This window comes from Ideonella sp. (genome assembly GCF_041918995.1).
Classification (GTDB): Bacteria; Pseudomonadota; Gammaproteobacteria; order Burkholderiales; family Burkholderiaceae_C; genus Ideonella.
This window is the reverse complement of record NZ_JAYRUN010000010.1, coordinates 80,467-100,685: the sequence shown is the minus strand read 5'-3', so window position 1 is coordinate 100,685 and position 20,219 is coordinate 80,467. Positions and strand designations below refer to the sequence as shown.

Here is a 20,219-nt window from a genome sequence, read left to right as displayed (position 1 = left end):
ACCCGCCGCCTCAGGCGGTGCCGGGCGGCCCGCCGTCCGTGCGCGCAGGCAGCGGCCCGGGCCGCGCGGCCCACAGCTGCACCAGCGTGAGCCCCACGGCCAGCATGGGCGGGCCGATGAAGATGCCGATGAAGCCGAAGGCGACGATGCCGCCGAACACGCCCAGCACGATGAGCAGCAGGGGCAGGGCGGCGCTGCGGCTGATCAGGTAGGGCTTGACGATGTTGTCGATGCTGCTGATGCCGAACAGGCCCCACAGCAGCATGAACACGCCCCAGCCCACCCGCCCCTGGCCGAACAGCCAGATCGTGGCACCGCCCCAGATCACGGGCGGCCCCACGGGCACCAGCGAGAACAGGAAGGTGAGCGCGCCCAGCGCCAGCGCGCCCGGCACGCCCGCGATGAAGAAGCCGATGGTGGCCACGGCTGCCTGCGCCAGCGCCGTGCCGAAGATGCCGTTGACCACGCCGGTGACGGTGCTGGCGGTGGTGGCGAGCAGTTCGTCGCCCAGGCCGTGGCCGGCCAGCTTGTGCAGGATGCGGCGGGCCACCTGCACCATGTGCTCGCCGTCGCGGTAGAAGAAGAAGACGACGAAGGCGGCGAAGGTCAGCTGCAGCAGGCTGGCCGCCAGTGCCTTGCCCACCGCCACGGCCACCGTGCGGGCCGGGTCCATCAGCGAACGCAGCAGCCCCACGAACTCCTCGCGGCTGGCGGCCATGCGGTGCCAGTAGTCGTCCAGCAGGCCGCCCACCAGCGGGATGTCACGCAGCCAGGCCGGCGGCATCACGGGTCCGTCGTCGAGCAGGTGGCGCAACCGGTCGACGAGCCCGGCCAGGTCGTCGGCCAGGGTGAAGCCCAGGGCGGTGACGGGCCCGATCACCAGCACCACCAGCAGGGCCGTCATGACCAGGGCCGCGGGGCCCGCCTGGCCATGCAGCGACCGCCGCAGCCGCAGGTTCAGCGGCCAGCTGGCCAGGCCGGCCACCGCGGCGAACAGGATGGCCGGCACGAAGGGCCGCAGCACGGCCCAGCAGCCGACCACCAGGATCACGACGGCGGCCAGCTGGGCATAGTGGTGGAGTTGCTGTCTCACGCGCGTCCCGCGGAAGTGGTGACGGCGCTATTGCAGCACAGGGGCCGCACGGAGCCGCGCGGTGTCGGCCCTCAGCGGCGGAAGGCGCCGTCCTCGCCCACGATGGACAGGTCCGCGTAGTCCAGGCCACTGTGGTCGGTGGGGGTGAAGGTCACCTCCAGCCCGCCGATGTCATGGCGGCGGAAGGTTTCCAGCGCGGTCTTCAGCTTCTCGCGGGTGGCGCCCGGCGAGGCGCGGCGCAGGCCCTCCACCAGCACCTTGGCGGCGGCATAGCCTTCCAGCATGGCCGGCGTGACGTCGCCGCGGCCGCCGGCCTTGGCGATGTCCATGGCCTCCTTGACGATGGGCGTGGCCAGCGAGCGCTCGTACGGAAAGATCTGGCTGACCACCGTGCCGCGGGCATGGGGCCCGAGGGACTTCACGAAGCCCGACGAGGCGTTGTTCGACAAGGTGACCAGCTGGGCGCGCGAGCCGGCCGCGCGCAGCTGCCGCACGCCGTCGGCCACGGCGCCGCCCGCGCCGATGAACAGCACCGCCTGGGCGTCGGCCTTCACGATCTTGGGCACGATGGTGCTGAAGTCGGGCTTGGTGCGGTCGAATTTCTCGTGCGCCACCGGCTGCTTGCCTACGCCCGCGAAGCCCTTGAGCGCGCCGGCGGCCGCGTCGTCGCCGAAGCTGTCCTCGGGCTGCAGCACCGCGATGCGGTCCATGCCGATCAGGCTGAGGTGGCGCACGGCGCGCTCGGCCTCGCGCTGGTAGGTGGCGCGCACGTTGAACACCCACGGGTGGACCGGCTGGTGCAGCACCATGGCCCCGGTGGACGGCGCCACCAGCGGCACGCGGTGCTGGGCCAGCAGCGGCATCACGGCCTGGGTGTGCGGCGTGCCACGCGTGAGGAACAGCGCCACCACGCCCTGGTCGATCAGCTTCTTCGCGTTGTCCGCGGCGAGCGCCGGCTCGAACTTGTCGTCCAGCGACACCAGCTCGATGCTCTGGCCGCCCACCCCGCCCGCCTTGTTCACGTGGTCGAGGTACAGCCGGGCACCGTCGGTGACCTCCTTCACCCCGGCGGCCACGGGCCCGGAAAAGCCGGCGGTCTGGCCGATGCGGATCTGGGCCACCGCCGGTGCGCCCAGCAGCAGGCCGGCGCCACAGGTGGCCACCCAGGCCACCGATTGCAGGACACGGAACATCGCTCTCCCCAAGGGTTCGTCAACGAGATGGCGCGCATTCTGCGCAGCGGTCGTGACGTCCATGCGGGCCTGCCCCATGCCAGCGGGCGGTGCAGCGCCATTCCGTCACGCTTTTCCTGCTGACGGCATCGGTTGGCGCGACATGCCAACATACCCGGTTCCGCACGCTCCACGCCCCTGCCATGTCCTCCGGCACCATCCACATCCGCGGCGCCCGCCAGCACAACCTGAAGAACCTGGACCTGGACATCCGGACGGGGGAACTCACCGTGGTCACCGGCCCGTCCGGCTCCGGCAAGTCCAGCCTGGTGTTCGACACCCTCTACGCCGAGGGGCAGCGCCGCTACGTGGAGACCTTCTCCGCCTACGCGCGCCAGTTCCTGGACCGCATGGACCGTCCCGCGGTGGACCGGGTGGACGGCGTGCCGCCGGCGATCGCCATCGACCAGACCAACCCGGTGCGCACGAGCCGGTCGACGGTGGGCACCATGACGGAGCTCAACGACCACCTCAAGCTGCTGTTCGCGCGCGCCGCCGACCTGTTCGACCGCCAGACCGCGCTGCGCGTGCGCCACGACACGCCCGAGACCATCCTCGCGGACCTGCAGGCCAGGGCGGCGGCGTCCGGGGACCCGCGGCTGGTCGTCACCTTCCCGGTGGAGCTGCCGGCCGACACCAGCACCGAGCAGATCGAGCAGTGGCTCGCTGCGGCGGGCTTCACCCGCGTGCAGGCCGAGCGTGTGGCCGACGGCCGCAAGGTGCTCGACGTGGTGGCCGACCGCTTCCGCCTCGCCGGCGCGGAGCGCGTGCGGGTGATGGAGGCCATCGAGCTCGGCCTCAAGCGCGGCAGTGGCCGCTTGTCGGTGTACGCGCTGCGCGAGGAAGGCGAGCCCGAGCTCTGGCGCTACTCCACCGGCCTGCACTGCCCGGAAAGCGACCTGCGCTACGGCGACCCGCAGCCGGCGCTGTTCTCGTTCAACTCCGCCTACGGCGCCTGCGACACCTGCCGCGGCTTCGGCCGGGTGATCGGCGTGGATTTCGGCCTGGTGATCCCGGACGAGCGCAAGACGCTGCGCGGCGGCGCCATCAAGCCCATGCAGACACCGGCCTGGAAGGAATGTCAGGATGACCTGATGCGTTATGCCGGCGAGGCCGGCATCCCGCGCGACACGCCCTGGAGCCAGCTCACGCCCGCCCAGCGCGACTGGGTGATCGACGGCTCGCCGCACTGGAACGGCAACTGGAACAAGCAGTGGTACGGCGTGCGCCGCTTCTTCGAGTACCTGGAGAGCAAGGCGTACAAGATGCACATCCGGGTGCTGCTGTCCAAGTACCGCAGCTACACCCCGTGCCCCACCTGCGGCGGCGCCCGGCTCAAGCTCGAGTCGCTGCTGTGGCGCGCGGGCTCGAAGGGCGACGCCGACGCGGTGCTGCCGCCGGCGCAGCGCTTCCTGCCCGTGGGCGCGGCCTGGTCGCGCGAGCAGCTGGAGGCGCTGCCGGGCCTGCACCTGCACGACCTGATGCTGCTGCCCATCGAGCGCATGCGGCGCTTCTTCGATGGCCTCACGCTGCCCGATGCGCTGCGAGATGAAGCACTCAAGCTCCTGCTGGACGAGGTGCGCAACCGGCTGAAGTACCTGTGCGACGTCGGGCTGGGCTACCTCACGCTCGACCGGCAGAGCCGCACGCTCTCGGGCGGCGAGGTGCAGCGCATCAACCTGACCACGGCGCTCGGCACCTCGCTGGTGAACACGCTGTTCGTGCTCGACGAGCCCTCCATCGGCCTGCACCCGCGCGACATGAACCGCATCGTGCAGGCCATGCAGCGCCTGCGCGACGCCGGCAACACGCTGGTGGTGGTGGAGCACGACCCGGCGGTGATGCTCGCCGCCGACCGGCTCATCGACATGGGCCCCGGCCCGGGCGAGCGCGGCGGGCAGATCGTGTTCGACGGCACGCCCGACGCCGCGCGCCAGGCCGACACGCTCACCGGTGCCTACCTGGGGGCGCGCAAGACGGTGGGCATGGGCGTGCGGCGCCATGTGGACGCCGGCACGCCGCGCCTGATCCTGGAGGGCGCGCGCGAGCACAACCTGCGCAACGTGTCGGTGGATGTTCCGTTGCAGCGGCTGACGGTGGTCACCGGCGTGTCCGGCTCGGGCAAGTCCACCCTGGTGCAGGACGTGCTGGTGCCGGCGCTGGCGCGCCACTTCGGCCAGGCCACCGAAACACCCGGTGCGCACGACCGGTTGCTCGGCATGGACCACCTGGCCGGCGCGGTGTTCGTCGACCAGAGCCCCATCGGCAAGACGGCGCGCTCCAACCCGGCCAGCTACGTGGGCGCCTTCGACGAGGTGCGCAAGCTCTTCGCCGTGGCGCCGCTGGCGGTGGAGCGGGGGTACACGGCCGGCATGTTCAGCTTCAACGCGGGTGACGGGCGCTGCCCCACCTGCGGCGGCTCGGGCTTCGAGCATGTGGAGATGCAGTTCCTGTCGGACGTGTACCTGCGCTGCCCCGATTGTGATGGCCGCCGGTACCGCGCCGAGATCCTGGACGTCACCATCGAGCGTGCAGAGCGGCGCCTCTCGATCGCGGACGTGCTGGACCTGACGGTCAGCGAGGCGGTGCGACTGTTCGCCGGCGACCGCGACGTGCTGCGCACGCTGCAGCCCATCGTGGACGTGGGCCTGGACTACGTGCGCCTGGGCCAGCCGGTACCCACGCTCTCCGGCGGCGAGGCGCAGCGGCTCAAGCTGGCCGGCTTCCTGGCCGAGGCGGCGGCCAGCCCGCGGCAGGCCGTGGCGAAGAAGGGCCAGCTGTTCATCTTCGACGAGCCCACCACCGGCCTGCATTTCGACGACATCGCGAAGCTCATGCGGGCGCTGCGCAAGCTGCTGGATGCGGGGCACTCGCTGCTGGTCATCGAGCACAACCTGGACGTCATCCGGGCGGCCGACTGGCTGATCGACCTGGGCCCCGAGGGCGGCGACGCGGGCGGCGAGGTGGTGGCGGTGGGCACGCCGGAGGACCTGCGCGCCCACCCCAGCTCCCACACCGGCCGCGCCCTGCGCGAATACGACACGGCGCTGGGCGTGCACGAGGCGGCGGCCGGGGCCTACCTCGGCCGCGTGGTGCGCGAGCGCCGTCCCGAGGACGACGCCATCCGCATCGTCAACGCGCGCGAGCACAACCTGAAGTCGCTCAGCGTGGACATCCCGCGCGGCAAGTTCACCGTGGTCACGGGGGTGTCGGGTTCGGGCAAGTCCACCCTGGCCTTCGACATCCTGTTCAACGAGGGCCAGCGGCGCTACCTCGAATCGCTCAACGCCTACGCCCGCAGCATCGTGCAGCCCGCGGGCCGGCCCGAGGTGGACGCGGTCTGGGGCATCCCGCCCACCGTGGCCATCGAGCAGCGCCTGTCGCGCGGCGGGCGCAAGTCCACCGTGGCCACCACCACCGAGGTCTGGCACTTCCTGCGCCTGCTGTGGGTGAAGCTCGGCCTGCAGCACTGCGTGCACGACGGCGCGCCGGTGATGCCGCAAAGCCCCGAGAGCATCGCCGCGCAGATCCTGCGTGACCATGCCGGCCGCCACGTGGGGCTGCTGGCGCCACTGGTGGTGAACCGCAAGGGCGTCTACACCGACCAGGCCAAGTGGGCCAAGGCCCGCGGCCACAGCCACCTGCGGGTGGACGGCGAGTTCGTCACCGTGGACCCGTGGCCCAGGCTGGACCGCTTCAAGGAGCACACGCTGGAGCTGCCGGTGGGCGACGTGGTGGTGAGCCCGGCCCACGAGGCCGAGCTGCGCCGCCTGCTGGCCGAGGCGCTGGACATCGGCAAGGGCGTGCTGCACGTGCTGCACCCGCTGGACGGCCTGGCCGAGGCGCTGGAGGACGGCCAGGCCACGGCCGGCATCGGCCGCGTCACCGTGTTCTCCACCCGCCGGGCCTGCCCCGTGTGCGGCACCAGCTACCCCGAGCTGGACCCGCGCATGTTCAGCTACAACAGCAAGCACGGCTGGTGCACCGGCTGCGTGGGCACCGGCCTGAACCTCAGCCGCGAGCAGCGCCAGGCCTTCGACGACAGCCGCCGCGACGGCGACGACAAGGGCCGCGAGCAAAGCTTCCCGAGTGAGGAGCCGGACGTCGAAGGCGTGGCCGGCGAACCCTGCGACGACTGCGGCGGGGCGCGGCTGAACCCGGTGTCCCGGGCCGTCACCTTCGCCGGCCGGGGCATCCACGACGTCGCGCAGTGGTCGGTGCGCGACACACGCGCCTGGGTGGACGCCCTGGAGCTGCAGGGCCGCGAGGCAGGCATCGCGCGCGACGTGGTCACCGAAATCCGCAGCCGGCTCGCCTTCCTGGAGGAGGTGGGCCTGGGCTACCTGACGCTGGACCGGGCGGCGCCCACGCTGTCGGGCGGCGAGGCCCAGCGCATCCGCCTGGCGGCCCAGTTGGGCAGCCACCTGCAGGGCGTGTGCTACGTGCTGGACGAGCCCACCATCGGCCTGCACCCGCGCGACAACGGCATCCTGCTCAACGCCCTGCACCAGCTGGGCGACAAAGGCAACACGCTGGTGGTGGTGGAGCACGACGAGGACACCATCCGCCGCGCCGACCACATCATCGACATCGGCCCGGGCGCCGGCAAGCGCGGCGGCCAGGTGATCGCCCAGGGCTCGGCCGCCGAGCTGGCGCGCCACCCCGAGTCGCTCACCGGCCGCTTCCTGGCCCGGCCGCTGAAGCACCCGCTGCACGCGCGGCGGGCCGTCACCGCCACCACGCCGCAGCTGGCGCTGCGCGGCGCGCACCTGCACAACCTGCAGCAGGTGGACGTGGACGTGCCGCTGCATCGCCTGGTGGCGGTGACGGGCGTGTCCGGCTCCGGCAAGAGCACGCTGGCGCGCGACGTGCTGCTGGCCAACGTGGCGGCGCTGGTGGCGGCCAAGGGCCGCGGCGCGCCGCGCGAGACCGTGCTCACCGGCTGCCGCGCCCTGGAGGGGTGGGGCGGCGTCGACCGCGTGCTGGAGGTGGACCAGACCCCCATCGGCAAGACGCCGCGGTCCTGCCCCGCCACCTACATCGGCTTCTGGGACGCCATCCGCCGGCTGTTCACCGAGACGCTGGAGGCCAAGGCGCGCGGCTACGCGGCGGCGCGCTTCTCCTTCAACACGGGCCACGGGCGCTGCCCGGCCTGCGAAGGCCAGGGCATGCGCACCATCGAGATGAGCTTCCTGCCGGACGTGAAGGTGCCCTGCGACGTCTGCCACGGCCAGCGCTTCAACACCGAGACGCTGGCCGTCACCTGGCGCGGCAGGAACATCGGCGACGTGCTGCGCATGGAGGTGGACGAGGCGGTGGAGTTCTTCGCCAGCATGCCCGCCATTGCCCACCCGCTGCAGCTGTTGAAGGACGTGGGCCTGGGCTACCTCACGCTGGGCCAGCCCTCGCCCACGCTCAGCGGCGGCGAGGCGCAGCGCATCAAGCTGGTCACCGAGCTCAGCAAGGTGCGCGACGACGTCACCCGCCGCGGCCAGAAGCCGCCGCACACCCTGTACGTGCTGGACGAACCGACGGTGGGCCTGCACATGGCCGATGTCGAACGGCTCATCCACGTGCTGCACCGCCTGGTGCAGGGCGGCCACAGCGTGGTGGTCATCGAGCACGACCTGGACGTCATCGCCGAAGCCGACTGGGTGATCGACCTGGGCCCCGACGGCGGCACGGGCGGCGGCCGCATCGCCTGCGCCGGCACGCCGGAACAGGTGGTGGCGGCGGGCACCCACACCGGGGTGGCGCTGGCGCCGGTGCTGGCGCGCTGAGGCGACCGCGCCGCCGCGTGCCTCATCCGTGGGCCGTGGCGGCCGGCGGCGCGGCGGGGGCCTGCGCCGCCTCCCTGATGTCCGTGGTGGGGCCGGGCGGGGCGGCCACCGCATCGGTCACGTCGGATGCGCCCGGGCCGGCGGCATGCCGGCGCCGGACGAACGTGCGCGCCACGCGCGTCGACCGTTGCATGTAGGCGATCCACACCGCGGTCAAGAGCACGTCGCGCAGGGCGGTGCTGCCGGCCTTCGTGGATTCGGCGTCGCCACCGGTGGCAGGCAGCACCTGCGCCGCAGCCATGTCCAGCAGCGACAGCACGATCACGGTGGCGGCGTAGGCGCTGTACAGCCGCGGCAGGCTGCTGCGGCGCTGGTAGAACAGCACGGTGACGAGCACGGCACCGATGATGGCGATGCTGTGCACCCCCAGTTCGGCCAGGAGAATCGGCTGGTACGCGGGGTGGTAGGCAGGATGGTCCGGTGTCGTCAGCGATGCCCAGGTCGCCGGTGAATAGGCGGCCAGCGACTCGGCGAAGTTCTTGCCGTGGATCAGCACGGAGGCAGGCAGGCCCAGCGCCGGCAGCAGCAGCCAGCCGCCGATGCCCTCGGGCGGACCCGCGGACGGCGGCCCACCCGCCGGCACGGGGTCCCACCGGTACAGGCGCCACGCGAGTGCGCCCACGGCCAGCACGGCCAGCGTCAGCACCACGGCCGGCAGGGCGTGCATGCCTCCTGCGGTGCTGGCGGCGCCGGGCGTGTGGTACAGGGTGAAGCTGGATTCGTGGCGCGCCTTGGCGAGGTTCTCCGCGTACTGCGCCATCCGCTCCGCGGGCACATGGTCGGCCAGGGTGACGTAGTGGTCCGTGAAGGTGACGGTCCGCGTGGCGGCATCCCATTGGGTGTCGCGCTCGAAGCGGAAGGCCGGGTCCACCACCTTCACGCGACCGGTCTGCAGCCGCCAGGCCATGGGCAGCTTGACCTCGGTCACCGAGCTGAGGTCGACCGGATGGGCGATGGCCAGCGGAGACTTCCTGACCACCTGGGACGGCTGGCGCAGGTAGTCGAGCAGTTCGGGCACGAACACCTCCGCCTCGCGCTGCCCGTTGGCCTGGGCCGTCTGCCAGAAGCGGCCGATCTCGTAGCGTTCGGTGACCCACAGTTCGTTGGCCGCGGGATCGTCGGCCACCACGTAGGGCGCGACCGGTCGCACGTCGCCGAAACGGCCGGCGTAGTAGTTGAGGTACTGCTTCTCCAGCGTGTCACGGCTCTGATGGCCGAAGGCCTGGCGCATCGAGTCCGCCGCCATGCCGCGGGTGGTGGTCTGGACGGTGTAGCGCGCGGGCTTGCCGACGCCGTCGGAGGCGTCGATCACGGTCTTCAGCTCGCGCCGGTGCGTCACGGCGCTCGGCCCGGCCATGGTCACCAGGCCGGTGGCGCCTTCGGTCAGCCACAGCGCCCGGCCGAAATCGGCCTGGGTGAGCGTGGTGGCGCCGCCGGTCTGGGGCAGCCGGGTGGGGTCCAGCCAGTAGACGCGGTGGCCGGCCTCGGCCCGCACGAGCACATGGTTGAAGGGCGCGGGCGAGGGCAGCCACTGCGCCACTGCGCCCCGCTGGCTGGTGTGGACGAGCGCGGCGTCGGCCTTCAGCCCGAGCCGCCTCAGCAGGCTGACGAGCAGCAGCGTCTTGTCCTTGCAGTCGCCGTAGCGGCGCTGCAGCACCAGATCCGGCGCATGCGGCTCGTGGGAGTGGGCGCCGACCTCGATGCCAAGGTAGCGGATGTCCGACTGCACCAGCCTCAGCGCCGCGATCAGGCGCTGGTCCGGGTCGGCGTGCTGGCCGGCGATGCGGGCGGCCACCGCCTGCACGCGCGGCCCCGGCTCGGTGGGCGGTTGGTACATCGGCCGGGCCCAGGCCGCCACGTCCGCCCAGTCGGCGAACTCGCTCCAGCTCACCGTGGGGTACGGGTCGAACCACGCGGGCGCGTCGGACTCCACCGGACGCGCCGGCACCCCGGTGGCCTCCCATTCATGCAGGTCCATGTCGCCCAGGCGGGCGGACCGCACCGACGGCGGCGCGTGGTCCTCCTTCCAGTGGATGGCCCGTCCGTGCGGCCAGAGCAGGCGTGCGCGGATGCGGTCCACCGGGACGCCGTACTGGAACACGAAGCCGCCGAAGTGCCGCCCGCGAAACACCGTGTTGGCGCCCTGGACGCTGTAGGCGTACTCCACGACGTCGCCCACGTGCACGTCCTCGAGCACCAGGTGGGCCGTGCGCCGGCCATCGAACATGAGCGACTCCAGGCCCTGCTCGCGCTGCAGGATGCGGACCTGCGCCGTCGCCAGCTTGGGAATCAGCCGGGGGCCCCGGCGCACCTGCACCCAGTGCAGGGTGAGCCGCTGGAACGAGGGATCGAAGCCGATGTCGAGGTTGGCGGCGCTGCTGAGACCCTGCTCGTTGACGGGCTGGACCGCGACATGGCGGTAGGACTGGCGGTCGGCGCCCTGCACGCGCACCTGCTGGTCCACCAGCAGGTAGCGCAGGCCCTCGGCCGCCTGGTGGCCGTCCGGCGCCGCCGCGGGCGCGGCCACCGGGATGACGTCCACCCACGCCGGGGCGGGGCCCACATGGTGGCGCACGGACGGGCCGGGCGCCGCGGTGGCTGCCCCGCCGGCGAGCACGGCGGCGGCCAGGCCGAACAGGCGCATGGCCCGACCCACCGATTGCCCGATGGTGCGCTTCATGGGTCCCTCCCTCGTTGCGACTGCTGTCGCTATGGCCGGGATTATCCGGCCCCGCGCGCCGGGCACGGCGGACGCCGCGCCGCCGCCGGCGCGTCCGATGTCACGCGGCCCCTGCCGACGCCGTTCGTCGGCCGGGCTGGCGAACCGTCGCCGGGGTGCGGCCGGCGCGCGGGCGGCCGCCTAGAGTGCGCCGCACACCACTGCACCTGCCGAAGAGGGACCCCCGCATGGCCACCTTGATCCCGCGTCCGACCGCCGCCGCACCGGCGCCCACCCTGCACCCGTGCACGCCGGCGGCCAGCCTCGACGCCCACCGCGCCGCGTTCGCCTCCCGCCGCTTCCTCGCCATGCCGCTGGCCGGCACCCTGGCCTGGGTCGTGGTGGGCATCGGGGGTGCCACCTTGTCCACCTACTGGGCCAGCATGCTGCTGTACGCCGCCACCGGGGGCATCGCCTACCTGGGCATCGCGCTGTCGCACGTCACGGGCGAGCGCTTCCTGGACAAGACACGGCCCGCCAATCCGTTCGACCGGCTGTTCTTCGCCGGCGTGGGGCAGGCGGTGCTGGTGTATGCGGTGGCGATCCCCTTCGCGCTGAAGGAGCCGACGGCGCTGCCGCTGGGCGTGGGGGTGCTGGCCGGCCTGATGTGGCTGCCGTTCTCCTGGATCGTGCAGCACTGGATCGGCGCGGCCCATGCCATCGGCCGCACGCTGCTGCTGGTGGCCGGGCACTACGCCTTTCCGGACCATCGCTTCGTCGTCATTCCGGCCTTGGTGGTGCTGTGCTATGCGTTCACCATCCCCGTGCTGGAACGGCGCTGGCGGCGCCTGCAGCAGCCAATTGGTTGACACCTGAAAGCTTCACACTTAAAGTAATTGCCACCCCGCCGGCTCAGGCGCCGGCCTCTCCTTCGCGGTGGCTGTCATGAACATCGTCTGCATCGGCGGCGGCCCCGCCGGCCTGTACTTCGCGCTGCTGATGAAGCAGCAGCAGCCTGCCCACGAGATCACGGTCGTCGAGCGCAACCGCCCGTACGACACCTTCGGCTGGGGCGTGGTGTTCTCCGACGCCACCATGGCGCACATGCAGCGGTGGGACCCGGTCACCGCCGGGCAGATCACCGAGGCCTTCAACCACTGGGACGACATCGAGCTGCACATCCACGGCCGGGTCATCCGCTCGGGCGGGCACGGCTTCGTGGGCATCGGCCGCAAGCGCCTGCTCAACATCCTGCAGGCGCGTTGCGAGGCGCTGGGGGTGAAGCTGGTGTTCGAGACGGAGGCCGAGTCCGACGCCGACTACCCCGACGCGGATCTCATCATCGCCAGCGACGGCATCCATTCCCGCGTGCGCGCCCGCCACGAGGCCGTGTTCCAGCCCGAGATCGTCAGCCGCCCCAACCGCTACATCTGGCTGGGCACGAAGCGGCAGTACGACGCCTTCACCTTCCTGTTCGAGAAGACCGAGCACGGCTGGTTCCAGGCCCACATCTACAAGTTCGACGAGACCACCTCCACCTTCATCGTGGAGTGCCCGGAATCGGTGTGGCTGGCCCATGGCCTGGACCGCGCCTCGCCGGAGGACTCGGTGGCCTTCTGCGAGCGGCTGTTCGCGTCCAACCTGCAGGGCGAGCGGCTCATGACCAACGCGCGCCACCTGCGCGGCTCGGCCTGGCTCAATTTCCAGCAGGTGCGCTGCGCGCAGTGGTCGCTGTTCAACGGGCGCAGCCACGTGGTGCTGATGGGCGACGCGGTGCACACCGCGCACTTCGCCATCGGCTCGGGCACCAAGCTCGCGCTGGAAGACGCGATCGAGCTGACGCGCCAGTTCCGCGACCACGGCAACCCGGTGCAGGCCGATGCCGCGATGATCGGCGACGTGCTGGCCCGCTACCAGGCCGAGCGCCGGGTGGACGTGCTGCGCCTGCAGAACGCCGCCTGGAACGCCATGGAATGGTTCGAGGTGTGCGGCGAGCGCTACTGCGATGCGCTCGAGCCGGAGCAGTTCATGTACTCGCTGCTCACGCGCAGCCAGCGCATCAGCCACGAGAACCTGCGCCTGCGCGACAAGGCCTGGCTCGAGGGCTATGAATGCTGGTTCGCGCAGCGCAGCGGCCAGGCCGAGGCCGCTGCGTCGGCACGCGTGGCGCCGCCCATGTTCACGCCCTGGTCCGTGCGCGGGCTGCGCCTGAAGAACCGCGTGGTCGTCTCCCCCATGGCGCAGTACAGCGCCGTGGACGGCGTGCCGGGCGACTACCACCTGGTGCACCTGGGCGCCCGCGCGCTGGGCGGCGCGGGGCTGGTGTTCGCCGAGATGACCTGCCCCAGCCCGGACGCGCGCATCACCCCGGGCTGCCCCGGGCTGTGGAACGACACCCAGCGCGACGCCTGGCGCCGCATCGTCGATTTCGTGCATGGCCACAGCGACGCGAAGATCGCGCTGCAGCTCGGCCACGCCGGCCCCAAGGGCTCCACCCAGCGGCCCTGGGAAGGCGAGGGCGCCGACCGGCCGCTGGCCGAGGGGAACTGGCCCTTGCTGTCCGCGTCGGCGCTGGCCTACGAGCCGGGCGTCACCGCGCTGCCACGGGCCATGACGCGCGCCGACATGGACCGTGTGCGCGACGAGTTCGTGGCCGCCACGCGGCGCGCCGACGAGGCGGGCTTCGACTGGCTGGAGCTGCACTGCGCGCACGGCTACCTGCTGTCGGCCTTTCTCTCGCCGCTCACCAACCGGCGGGCGGACGAGTATGGCGGTGCGCTGGCGAACCGCCTGCGCTACCCGCTGGAGGTGTTCGCCGCCATGCGCGCGGCCTGGCCGGCGCACAAGCCCATGTCCGTGCGCATCTCGGCGCACGACTGGGTGCCCGGCGGCACCACGCCGGCGGACGCGGTGGAGATGGCCCGCGCCTTCCGGGAGGCCGGGGCGGACATGATCGACTGCTCGTCCGGCCAGGTGAGCCCCGAGCAGAAGCCCACCTATGGCCGCATGTACCAGACGCCCTTCGCCGACCGCGTGCGCAACGAGGCCGGCATCGCCACGCTGGCCGTGGGCGCCATCAGCGAGGCCGACCACGTCAACAGCATCATCGCGGCCGGACGGGCCGACCTGTGCGCCGTCGCCCGCCCGCACCTGGCCAACCCGGCCTGGACGCTCACCGAGGCGGCGCGCATCGGCTACACCGCCATCGAGTGGCCGGCGCCCTACCGCTCGGGCAAGCCGCAGCTGGAATCGCTGATGCAGCGGGCCGCCACCGCGGGGCAGGGTGGCCAGGGGTGAGCGCAGCCGCCTCCATTCGCCCGCACGCGCTGGTCACCGGCGCCAGCCGCGGCATCGGCGCGTCCATCGCGCGCCGCCTGGCGGCCGACGGCTGGGCCCTCACGCTCACCGGCCGCCAGCCCCCCACGGCGCTCGCCGCCGAACTGGGCGGCACGGCCGTGGCCATGGAGCTCACCCGGGCCGATTCGGTGGCCGACGCGGTGGCGGCGGCGCGCGCCGCCCACGGCCCGGTGGTGGCCCTGGTCAACAACGCCGGCGCGGTGGAGACCGCGCCCTTCGGCCGCACCTCGCCCGCGCTGTGGCAGCGCATGATGGACGTGAACCTCACCGGCCCCTTCCTGTGCTGCCAGGCCGTGCTGGCCGACGTGCGGGCGGCGGGCCCGCGCGGGCGCATCGTCAACGTGGCCAGCACCGCGGCGCTCAAGGGCTACGCCTATGTCTCGGCCTACACCGCGGCCAAGCACGGCCTGCTGGGCCTCACGCGCAGCCTGGCGCTGGAGCTGGCGGCCGAGGGCCCCACGGTGAACGCGGTGTGCCCCGGCTACACCGACACCGACATCGTGCGCGACGGCGTGGCCCGCATCGCCGAGCGCACCGGCCGCTCGGCGGACGAGGCCCGGGCGCACTTCACCCAGGCCAATCCGCAGGGCCGGCTGGTGCAGCCCGACGAGGTGGCCGCGGCCGTAGCGTGGCTGTGCTCGCCGGCGGCCGGCGCGGTGAACGGCCAGGCCATCGCCCTGTGCGGCGGGGAGACGATGTGAAGAAGACCGCCGTCCCCGCGACGCTGGACGACCACCAGATCGGCCTGGAGGCGCGCGTGGCCGATGCCGACCACCAGGCGCTGAAGGTCTGGCTGCGCCTGCTGGCCTGCAGCACCCAGATCGAGACCGAGATCCGCCGCCGCCTGCGGCGCGAGTTCGGCATGACGCTGGCACGCTTCGACTACCTGGCCCAGCTGCACCGCCACCCGGACGGCCTGCGCATGAGCGCGCTGTCGCGCTACCTCATGGTCACCGGCGGCAACGTCACCGCGCTCACCGACGACCTCTCGGCCGAAGGCCTGGTGCGGCGCGAGACGGACGCCGAGGACCGGCGCTCGTTCCGCGTCGCGCTCACGCCCGCGGGCCGCCGCGCCTTCGAGCGCGTGGCGCAGGCGCACGAGGCCTGGGTGGTGGAGCTCTTCGCCGGCCTGGGCGCCACCGACAAGCACCTGCTGCACGAGCTGCTGGGCCGCCTGCGCCTGCACCTCGCCCAGCCCACCCCTCCGGAGACCGCATGAACACCCCCGCTTCCCCCGACATGGATGCCCCCGGCCGCGTGGACCCCGCCCTGCAGGCCGGCAACCGCCGGTCCATGGCGGGCCATGTGATGCAGCATGTGGGTTATGCCGTGGCCCATGGCGTGGCCACCGTCACGCTCAACCGCCCGGAGCGCAAGAACCCGCTCACCTTCGATTCCTACGCCGAGCTGCGCGACCTGTTCCACGCGCTGAAGCTGGCCGACGATGTGCACGCCGTGGTGCTGCAGGGCGCGGGCGACAACTTCTGCTCCGGTGGTGACGTGCACGAGATCATCGGCCCGCTGGTGCGCCTGAAGGCGCCCGAGCTGCTGATGTTCACCCGCATGACCGGCGAGCTGGTGAAGGCCATGCGCGCCTGCCCGCAGCCCATCGTGGCGGCGGTGGACGGCGTGTGCGCCGGCGCCGGCGCCATCCTGTCCATGGCGTCCGATCTGCGGCTGGGCACGGCCCGCTCGAAGACGGCCTTCCTCTTCAACCGGGTGGGGCTGGCCGGCTGCGACATGGGCGCGTGCGCCCTGCTGCCGCGCATCATCGGCCAGGGCCGGGCCAGCGAGCTGCTCTACACCGGGCGGGTGATGGGCGGCGAGGAGGCCGAGCGCTGGGGCTTCTTCAACCGCCTGGTGGCTCCGGACGCGCTGGCGGCCGAGGCGCGCGCGCTGGCGGCGCAGCTGGTGGACGGCCCCACCTTCGCCAACGGCATCACCAAGACCATGCTGCACCAGGAGTGGAACATGTCCATCGACCAGGCCATCGAGGCGGAGGCCCAGGCCCAGGCGCTGTGCATGCTGACCGAGGACTTCCACCGCGCCTACCACGCCTTCGTGGCGCGGCAGTCGCCGGTGTTCGTGGGCCGCTGATCCGGCAGGAGCCACGCATGGACCGCACCGACTGGCCCTTCTTCGAGCCGGCGCACCGCGCCTTTGCCGCCGAGCTGGACGCCTGGGCCGCGGCCCACGTGCGCGACGTGCACGGCGACCACGACCTGGACGCCACCTGCCGCCGCCTGGTGCGCCAGCTGGGCGACGCCGGCTGGCTGGCGCCCGCGGTGGCCGGTCGCGCCTATGGCGGTGCGGGCGAGGCCATCGACACCCGCGCCATCTGCCTGGCCCGCGAGACCCTGGCACGCCACAGTGGCCTGGCGGACTTTGCCTTCGCCATGCAGGGCCTGGGGTCTGGCGCGGTGTCGCTGGCCGGTACGCCGGATCAGCGCGCGCGCTGGCTGCCGCCCGTGGTGCGCGGCGAGGCCCTGGCGGCGTTCGCCCTGTCGGAGCCTGATGCCGGCTCCGACGTCGCGGCCCTGCAGTGCGCGGCGCGCATCGACGGCGAGCACGCCGTGATCGATGGCGAAAAGACCTGGATCTCCAACGGCGGCATCGCCGACCTGTACGTGGTGTTCGTGCGCACGGGCGAGGCGCCCGGCGCGCGCGGCCTCTCGGCCTTCGTGGTGGAGGCCGGCACGCCCGGCTTCGAGATCGCCGAGCGCATCGACGTGATCGCGCCCCACCCGCTGGCGCGGCTGCGCTTCACCGGCTGCCGGGTGCCGCTGTCGCAGCGCATCGGCGCGCCGGGCGAGGGCTTCAAGGTGGCCATGCGCACGCTGGACGTGTTCCGCACCAGCGTGGCGGCGGCCGCGCTGGGCTTCGGCCGGCGCGCGCTGGACGAGGGCCTGGCCCGGGCACGTTCGCGGGCCATGTTCGGCGGCGTGCTGGGCGATTTCCAGCTCAGCCAGGCCAGGCTGGCCGAGATGGCCACCACGCTGGATGCGGCGGCCCTGCTGGTCTACCGCGCCGCCTGGCAGCGCGACCAGGGCCAGGCCGTCACGCGCGAGGCGGCGATGGCCAAGCTGTTCGCCACCGAGGGCGCGCAGCGTGTCATCGACGCGGCGGTGCAGCTCTGGGGTGGCCTGGGCGTGACCAGCGGCCACCCGGTGGAGCGGCTGTACCGCGAGATCCGCGCCCTGCGCATCTACGAAGGCGCCACCGAGGTGCAGCAGCTCATCATCGGCAAGGACGTGCTGCGCCACGGCTGAGCGCCGGGCCGGCCGGCGGCGAGGGCTTTCGGGGGCCCGCCGACGGCGAGCGGGCTCAGCGGTGCGCGCCCGCGGCCAGGTGGCAGGCGTGGTGGGTGTTGCCGCGCTCCACCTGCAGCGTCGCGTGGTGGATGGCGAAGCGCTCGCGCAGGCCCGCCGCCCACGCGTCCACCACCGCGTCGTCCGGTGCACCTTCGGGCACCACCACGTGGACCGTGAGCGCCGTCTCGGTGGTGGAGATGGCCCAGATGTGCAGGTCGTGCACCTCCTGCACACCGGGCTGGGCGGCGAGGTAGGCGCGCACCTGGTCCAGGTCCACATGGCGCGGCACCGCGGACAGGGCCAGCTCCAGCGATTCGCGCAGCAGCCCCCAGGTGCCCCAGAGGATCACCACCACGATCACCAGGCTCAGCAGCGGGTCCACCACGAACCAGCCGGTCTGGCGCATGACCAGGCCACCGACCACCACCGCGAGGGACACCCCGGCGTCCGCCAGCAGGTGCAGGAAGGCGCCGCGCACGTTGATGTCGTGGGCGCTGTCCCTGGCGAACAGCCAGGCCGACAGGCCGTTGATCACCAGGCCGATGGCGGCCACGGCGATGACCATGTCGCTGGCCACGGCCGGTGGCGCACCGAAGCGGCGCAGCGCCTCCCAGCCGATGCCGCCGCAGGCCACCAGCAGCAGCGTGCCGTTGGCCAGCGCGGCCAGGATGGAGCTGCCGCCCAGGCCGAAGGTGTAGCGCCCGCTGGCCGCCCGCTGGCCCAGCCGCGCGGCCATCCAAGCCAGCGCCAGGCCCAACACGTCCGACAGGTTGTGGCCCGCATCGGCCATCAGCGCGGTGGAGTTCGACCACACGCCGGCCACGAACTCCACCGCCACGAACGCCAGGTTCAGGCCGATGGCCAGGGCGAAGGCCCGGCCGGCGCGGGCCGGGTCGCCGTGGGCGTGTCCGACGTGGCCGTGGCCGTGCCCGTGGCCATGGCCATGGTGGTGGCCGGGGTCGTGAGCGTGATCGTTGGCGTGAGCGTGAGCGTGGTCGTGGTCGTGGTGGGCGGACATGGCCCGTTCAGTGTCCCACGCCGCGCGCCGGGCCCGCCACTGCGGCGCGTTGTCGTCGCTGCCGCTGCCGCTGCCACAGCCGCCAGCCCAGCAGCAGGGCCAGGACGGCGGCGTACACCGCCACCTCGCCGTACAGCCGCTTGCCCGAGCGCATCCAGAAGAAGTGCAGGATCGCCAGGCCGCCGATGGCATACACCGCGCGGTGCAAGGCCTGCCACCGCCGGCCCCCCAGCGCGCGAATGGCCGCGTTGAACGAGGTGGCCGCCAGGGGCAGCAGCAGCAGCCAGGCCAGCGTGCCCACCAGGATGAAGGGCCGCTTGGCCACGTCGGCCACGATGGCGCCCCAGGCCCAGCCCTGGTCCAGCCACGCATAGGCCGCCCAGTGCAGCGTGGCGTAGGCGAAGGTGGCCACGCCCAGGGCGCGCCGGTGGCGCAGCAGCTGGTGCCAGCCGGTCCACTGGCGCAGCGGCGTCACGGCCAGCGTCAGCAGCAGCAGCCGCAGCGTCCAGTCGCCCAGGCCGCGCACCAGCGCCTCGGCCGGGTTCGCGCCCAGCGCATCGGCCATCGCGCGGCCCACCAGCCAGGCGAGCGGCCCGGCGAGCGCCAGCCACAGCACTGGCTTCGCCGCGCGGTGGGCCAGCAGGCGGTTGGCGTCCAGCGCCATGCGTCAGTAGTGCTTCTTGAGGTCCATGCCCGCGTACAGCGAGGCCACCTGCGCCTCGTAGCCGTTGAAGGGCAGGGTGGGGCGGCGCTTGGCGAACAGGCCGCCCTCGCCGATGCGGCGCTCGGTGGCCTGGCTCCAGCGCGGGTGGTCCACGGCCGGGTTCACGTTGGAATAGAAGCCGTATTCCTCGGGCGCCGAGCGCTGCCAGCTGGACACCGGCTGCTTCTCCACGAAGCGGATGCGCACGAGCGACTTGGCGCTCTTGAAGCCATACTTCCACGGCACCACCAGGCGCACCGGCGCGCCGTTCTGCGGCGGCAGCAGCTCGCCATACAGGCCGAAGGCCAGCAGCGTGAGCGGGTGCATGGCCTCGTCCATGCGCAGGCCTTCCACATACGGCCAGTCGAGCACCGACGAGCGCAGGCCCGGCATCTGCGCCCTGTCCGCCAGGGTGGTGAACTCGACGAACTTCGCGTTGCCGGTGGGCTCCACGCGGCGGACCAGCTCGGCCAGCGAGAAGCCCACCCAGGGCACCACCATGGACCAGCCTTCGACGCAGCGCAGCCGGTAGATGCGCTCTTCCATCGGCGCCAGCTTGAGCAGGTCGTCGATGCCCAGCACCTGGGCCCGCTTGACCTCACCCTCGATGCTGACGGTCCACGGCCGCGTCTTCAACGAGCCGGCGGTGCGGGCGGGGTCGGCCTTGTCGGTGCCGAACTCGTAGAAGTTGTTGTAGCTCGCCACGTCGTCGAAGGGCGTGGGCTTGTCCATCACCATGGCGCCAGCCACGGCGCTGCGGGCGGCCGGCAGCGCCGCGCGCTGGCCCGGGCGCGGCACACCCTGGGCGAAGGCCTCGCGACTCGCCCAGGCCGCCAGCCCGGCCCCGGCCAAGCCGGCGGCGGCCTGCTGCAGCCACTGGCGGCGCCCGTGGTAGAGCGCCGCGGGCGTGATCTCGGAGGGGACGGGGCGGTCGACGCCGCGGTCACGCCGCACGAGCGGCGACAGCGGGCGGAACGGGGGGCGGGGCGGCTGCGTCATGGGGGGC

Annotated in this window: 13 protein-coding genes; 7 read left to right on the top strand and 6 right to left on the bottom strand. The window is 72.7% G+C overall.

The window, feature by feature from the left end:
• Window positions 1–10 precede the first annotated feature (10 nt).
• Both ACE3UN_RS10885 and ACE3UN_RS10880 read right to left on the bottom strand, forming a co-directional pair.
• A complete protein-coding gene (locus tag ACE3UN_RS10885; protein WP_374674964.1) occupies window positions 11–1,093 on the bottom strand; it encodes an AI-2E family transporter in 1,083 nt (360 codons plus the stop codon).
• A gap of 71 nt (window positions 1,094–1,164) precedes the next feature.
• Window positions 1,165–2,286, bottom strand: a complete 1,122-nt coding sequence (locus tag ACE3UN_RS10880; protein WP_374674963.1) for an ABC transporter substrate-binding protein — start codon at window positions 2,284–2,286, stop codon at window positions 1,165–1,167.
• Window positions 2,287–2,468: 182 nt separating this feature from the next.
• Between ACE3UN_RS10880 and uvrA the strand changes: the two genes are divergently transcribed.
• Window positions 2,469–8,105, top strand: a complete 5,637-nt coding sequence (gene uvrA, locus ACE3UN_RS10875) for an excinuclease ABC subunit UvrA (protein WP_374674962.1) — start codon at window positions 2,469–2,471, stop codon at window positions 8,103–8,105.
• Window positions 8,106–8,127: 22 nt separating this feature from the next.
• Here uvrA and ACE3UN_RS10870 read toward each other — a convergent pair whose 3' ends face one another.
• Window positions 8,128–10,845, bottom strand: coding sequence for a DUF3857 domain-containing protein (locus tag ACE3UN_RS10870; RefSeq protein ID WP_374674961.1), 2,718 nt, complete (start codon window positions 10,843–10,845; stop codon window positions 8,128–8,130).
• A 227-nt stretch (window positions 10,846–11,072) separates the two neighbouring features.
• Between ACE3UN_RS10870 and ACE3UN_RS10865 the strand changes: the two genes are divergently transcribed.
• From ACE3UN_RS10865 to ACE3UN_RS10840, 6 genes are all read left to right on the top strand, one after another.
• The gene (locus tag ACE3UN_RS10865) at window positions 11,073–11,693 is read left to right on the top strand and encodes a hypothetical protein (protein WP_374674960.1); all 621 of its coding nucleotides are present in this window, start codon (window positions 11,073–11,075) and stop codon (window positions 11,691–11,693) included.
• Window positions 11,694–11,769: 76 nt separating this feature from the next.
• Window positions 11,770–14,121: a bifunctional salicylyl-CoA 5-hydroxylase/oxidoreductase gene (locus ACE3UN_RS10860; protein WP_374674959.1), complete on the top strand. Its 2,352-nt coding sequence runs from the start codon at window positions 11,770–11,772 to the stop codon at window positions 14,119–14,121.
• Window positions 14,118–14,882 (top strand): SDR family NAD(P)-dependent oxidoreductase, encoded by a 765-nt coding sequence (locus tag ACE3UN_RS10855; protein ID WP_374674958.1) that lies wholly within the window; start codon window positions 14,118–14,120, stop codon window positions 14,880–14,882. The genes ACE3UN_RS10860 and ACE3UN_RS10855 overlap by 4 nt, the downstream gene beginning before the upstream one ends.
• The gene (locus ACE3UN_RS10850; RefSeq protein ID WP_374674957.1) at window positions 14,879–15,400 is read left to right on the top strand and encodes a MarR family winged helix-turn-helix transcriptional regulator; all 522 of its coding nucleotides are present in this window, start codon (window positions 14,879–14,881) and stop codon (window positions 15,398–15,400) included. Before ACE3UN_RS10855 ends, ACE3UN_RS10850 begins: the two co-directional genes overlap by 4 nt.
• 20 nt (window positions 15,401–15,420) lie before the next feature.
• Entirely contained in the window at window positions 15,421–16,278 is an 858-nt protein-coding gene (locus ACE3UN_RS10845) for an enoyl-CoA hydratase family protein (RefSeq protein ID WP_374675029.1), read from the top strand.
• Window positions 16,279–16,295: 17 nt separating this feature from the next.
• Window positions 16,296–17,450, top strand: coding sequence for an acyl-CoA dehydrogenase family protein (locus tag ACE3UN_RS10840; protein ID WP_374674956.1), 1,155 nt, complete (start codon window positions 16,296–16,298; stop codon window positions 17,448–17,450).
• Window positions 17,451–17,505: 55 nt separating this feature from the next.
• Here ACE3UN_RS10840 and ACE3UN_RS10835 read toward each other — a convergent pair whose 3' ends face one another.
• Genes ACE3UN_RS10835 through msrP form a run of 3 tightly spaced genes read right to left on the bottom strand, consistent with a single transcriptional unit; the run spans window position 17,506 to window position 20,212 of the window.
• Window positions 17,506–18,510, bottom strand: a complete 1,005-nt coding sequence (locus tag ACE3UN_RS10835) for a cation diffusion facilitator family transporter (protein WP_374674955.1) — start codon at window positions 18,508–18,510, stop codon at window positions 17,506–17,508.
• A 7-nt stretch (window positions 18,511–18,517) separates the two neighbouring features.
• Window positions 18,518–19,174: a sulfite oxidase heme-binding subunit YedZ gene (locus ACE3UN_RS10830; RefSeq protein ID WP_374674954.1), complete on the bottom strand. Its 657-nt coding sequence runs from the start codon at window positions 19,172–19,174 to the stop codon at window positions 18,518–18,520.
• Window positions 19,175–19,177: 3 nt separating this feature from the next.
• Window positions 19,178–20,212, bottom strand: a complete 1,035-nt coding sequence (gene msrP / locus ACE3UN_RS10825; protein WP_374674953.1) for a protein-methionine-sulfoxide reductase catalytic subunit MsrP — start codon at window positions 20,210–20,212, stop codon at window positions 19,178–19,180.
• Window positions 20,213–20,219 lie beyond the last annotated feature (7 nt).

Coding starts and splice junctions, on each gene's coding strand:
- ACE3UN_RS10880 (WP_374674963.1), bottom strand. CDS start 2,286: ATGTTCCGTGTCCTGCAATCGGTGGCCTGGGTGGCCACCTGTGGCGCC.
- uvrA (WP_374674962.1), top strand. CDS start 2,469: ATGTCCTCCGGCACCATCCACATCCGCGGCGCCCGCCAGCACAACCTG.
- ACE3UN_RS10870 (WP_374674961.1), bottom strand. CDS start 10,845: ATGAAGCGCACCATCGGGCAATCGGTGGGTCGGGCCATGCGCCTGTTC.
- ACE3UN_RS10865 (WP_374674960.1), top strand. CDS start 11,073: ATGGCCACCTTGATCCCGCGTCCGACCGCCGCCGCACCGGCGCCCACC.
- ACE3UN_RS10860 (WP_374674959.1), top strand. CDS start 11,770: ATGAACATCGTCTGCATCGGCGGCGGCCCCGCCGGCCTGTACTTCGCG.
- ACE3UN_RS10845 (WP_374675029.1), top strand. CDS start 15,421: ATGGATGCCCCCGGCCGCGTGGACCCCGCCCTGCAGGCCGGCAACCGC.
- ACE3UN_RS10840 (WP_374674956.1), top strand. CDS start 16,296: ATGGACCGCACCGACTGGCCCTTCTTCGAGCCGGCGCACCGCGCCTTT.
- ACE3UN_RS10835 (WP_374674955.1), bottom strand. CDS start 18,510: ATGTCCGCCCACCACGACCACGACCACGCTCACGCTCACGCCAACGAT.
- ACE3UN_RS10830 (WP_374674954.1), bottom strand. CDS start 19,174: ATGGCGCTGGACGCCAACCGCCTGCTGGCCCACCGCGCGGCGAAGCCA.
- msrP (WP_374674953.1), bottom strand. CDS start 20,212: ATGACGCAGCCGCCCCGCCCCCCGTTCCGCCCGCTGTCGCCGCTCGTG.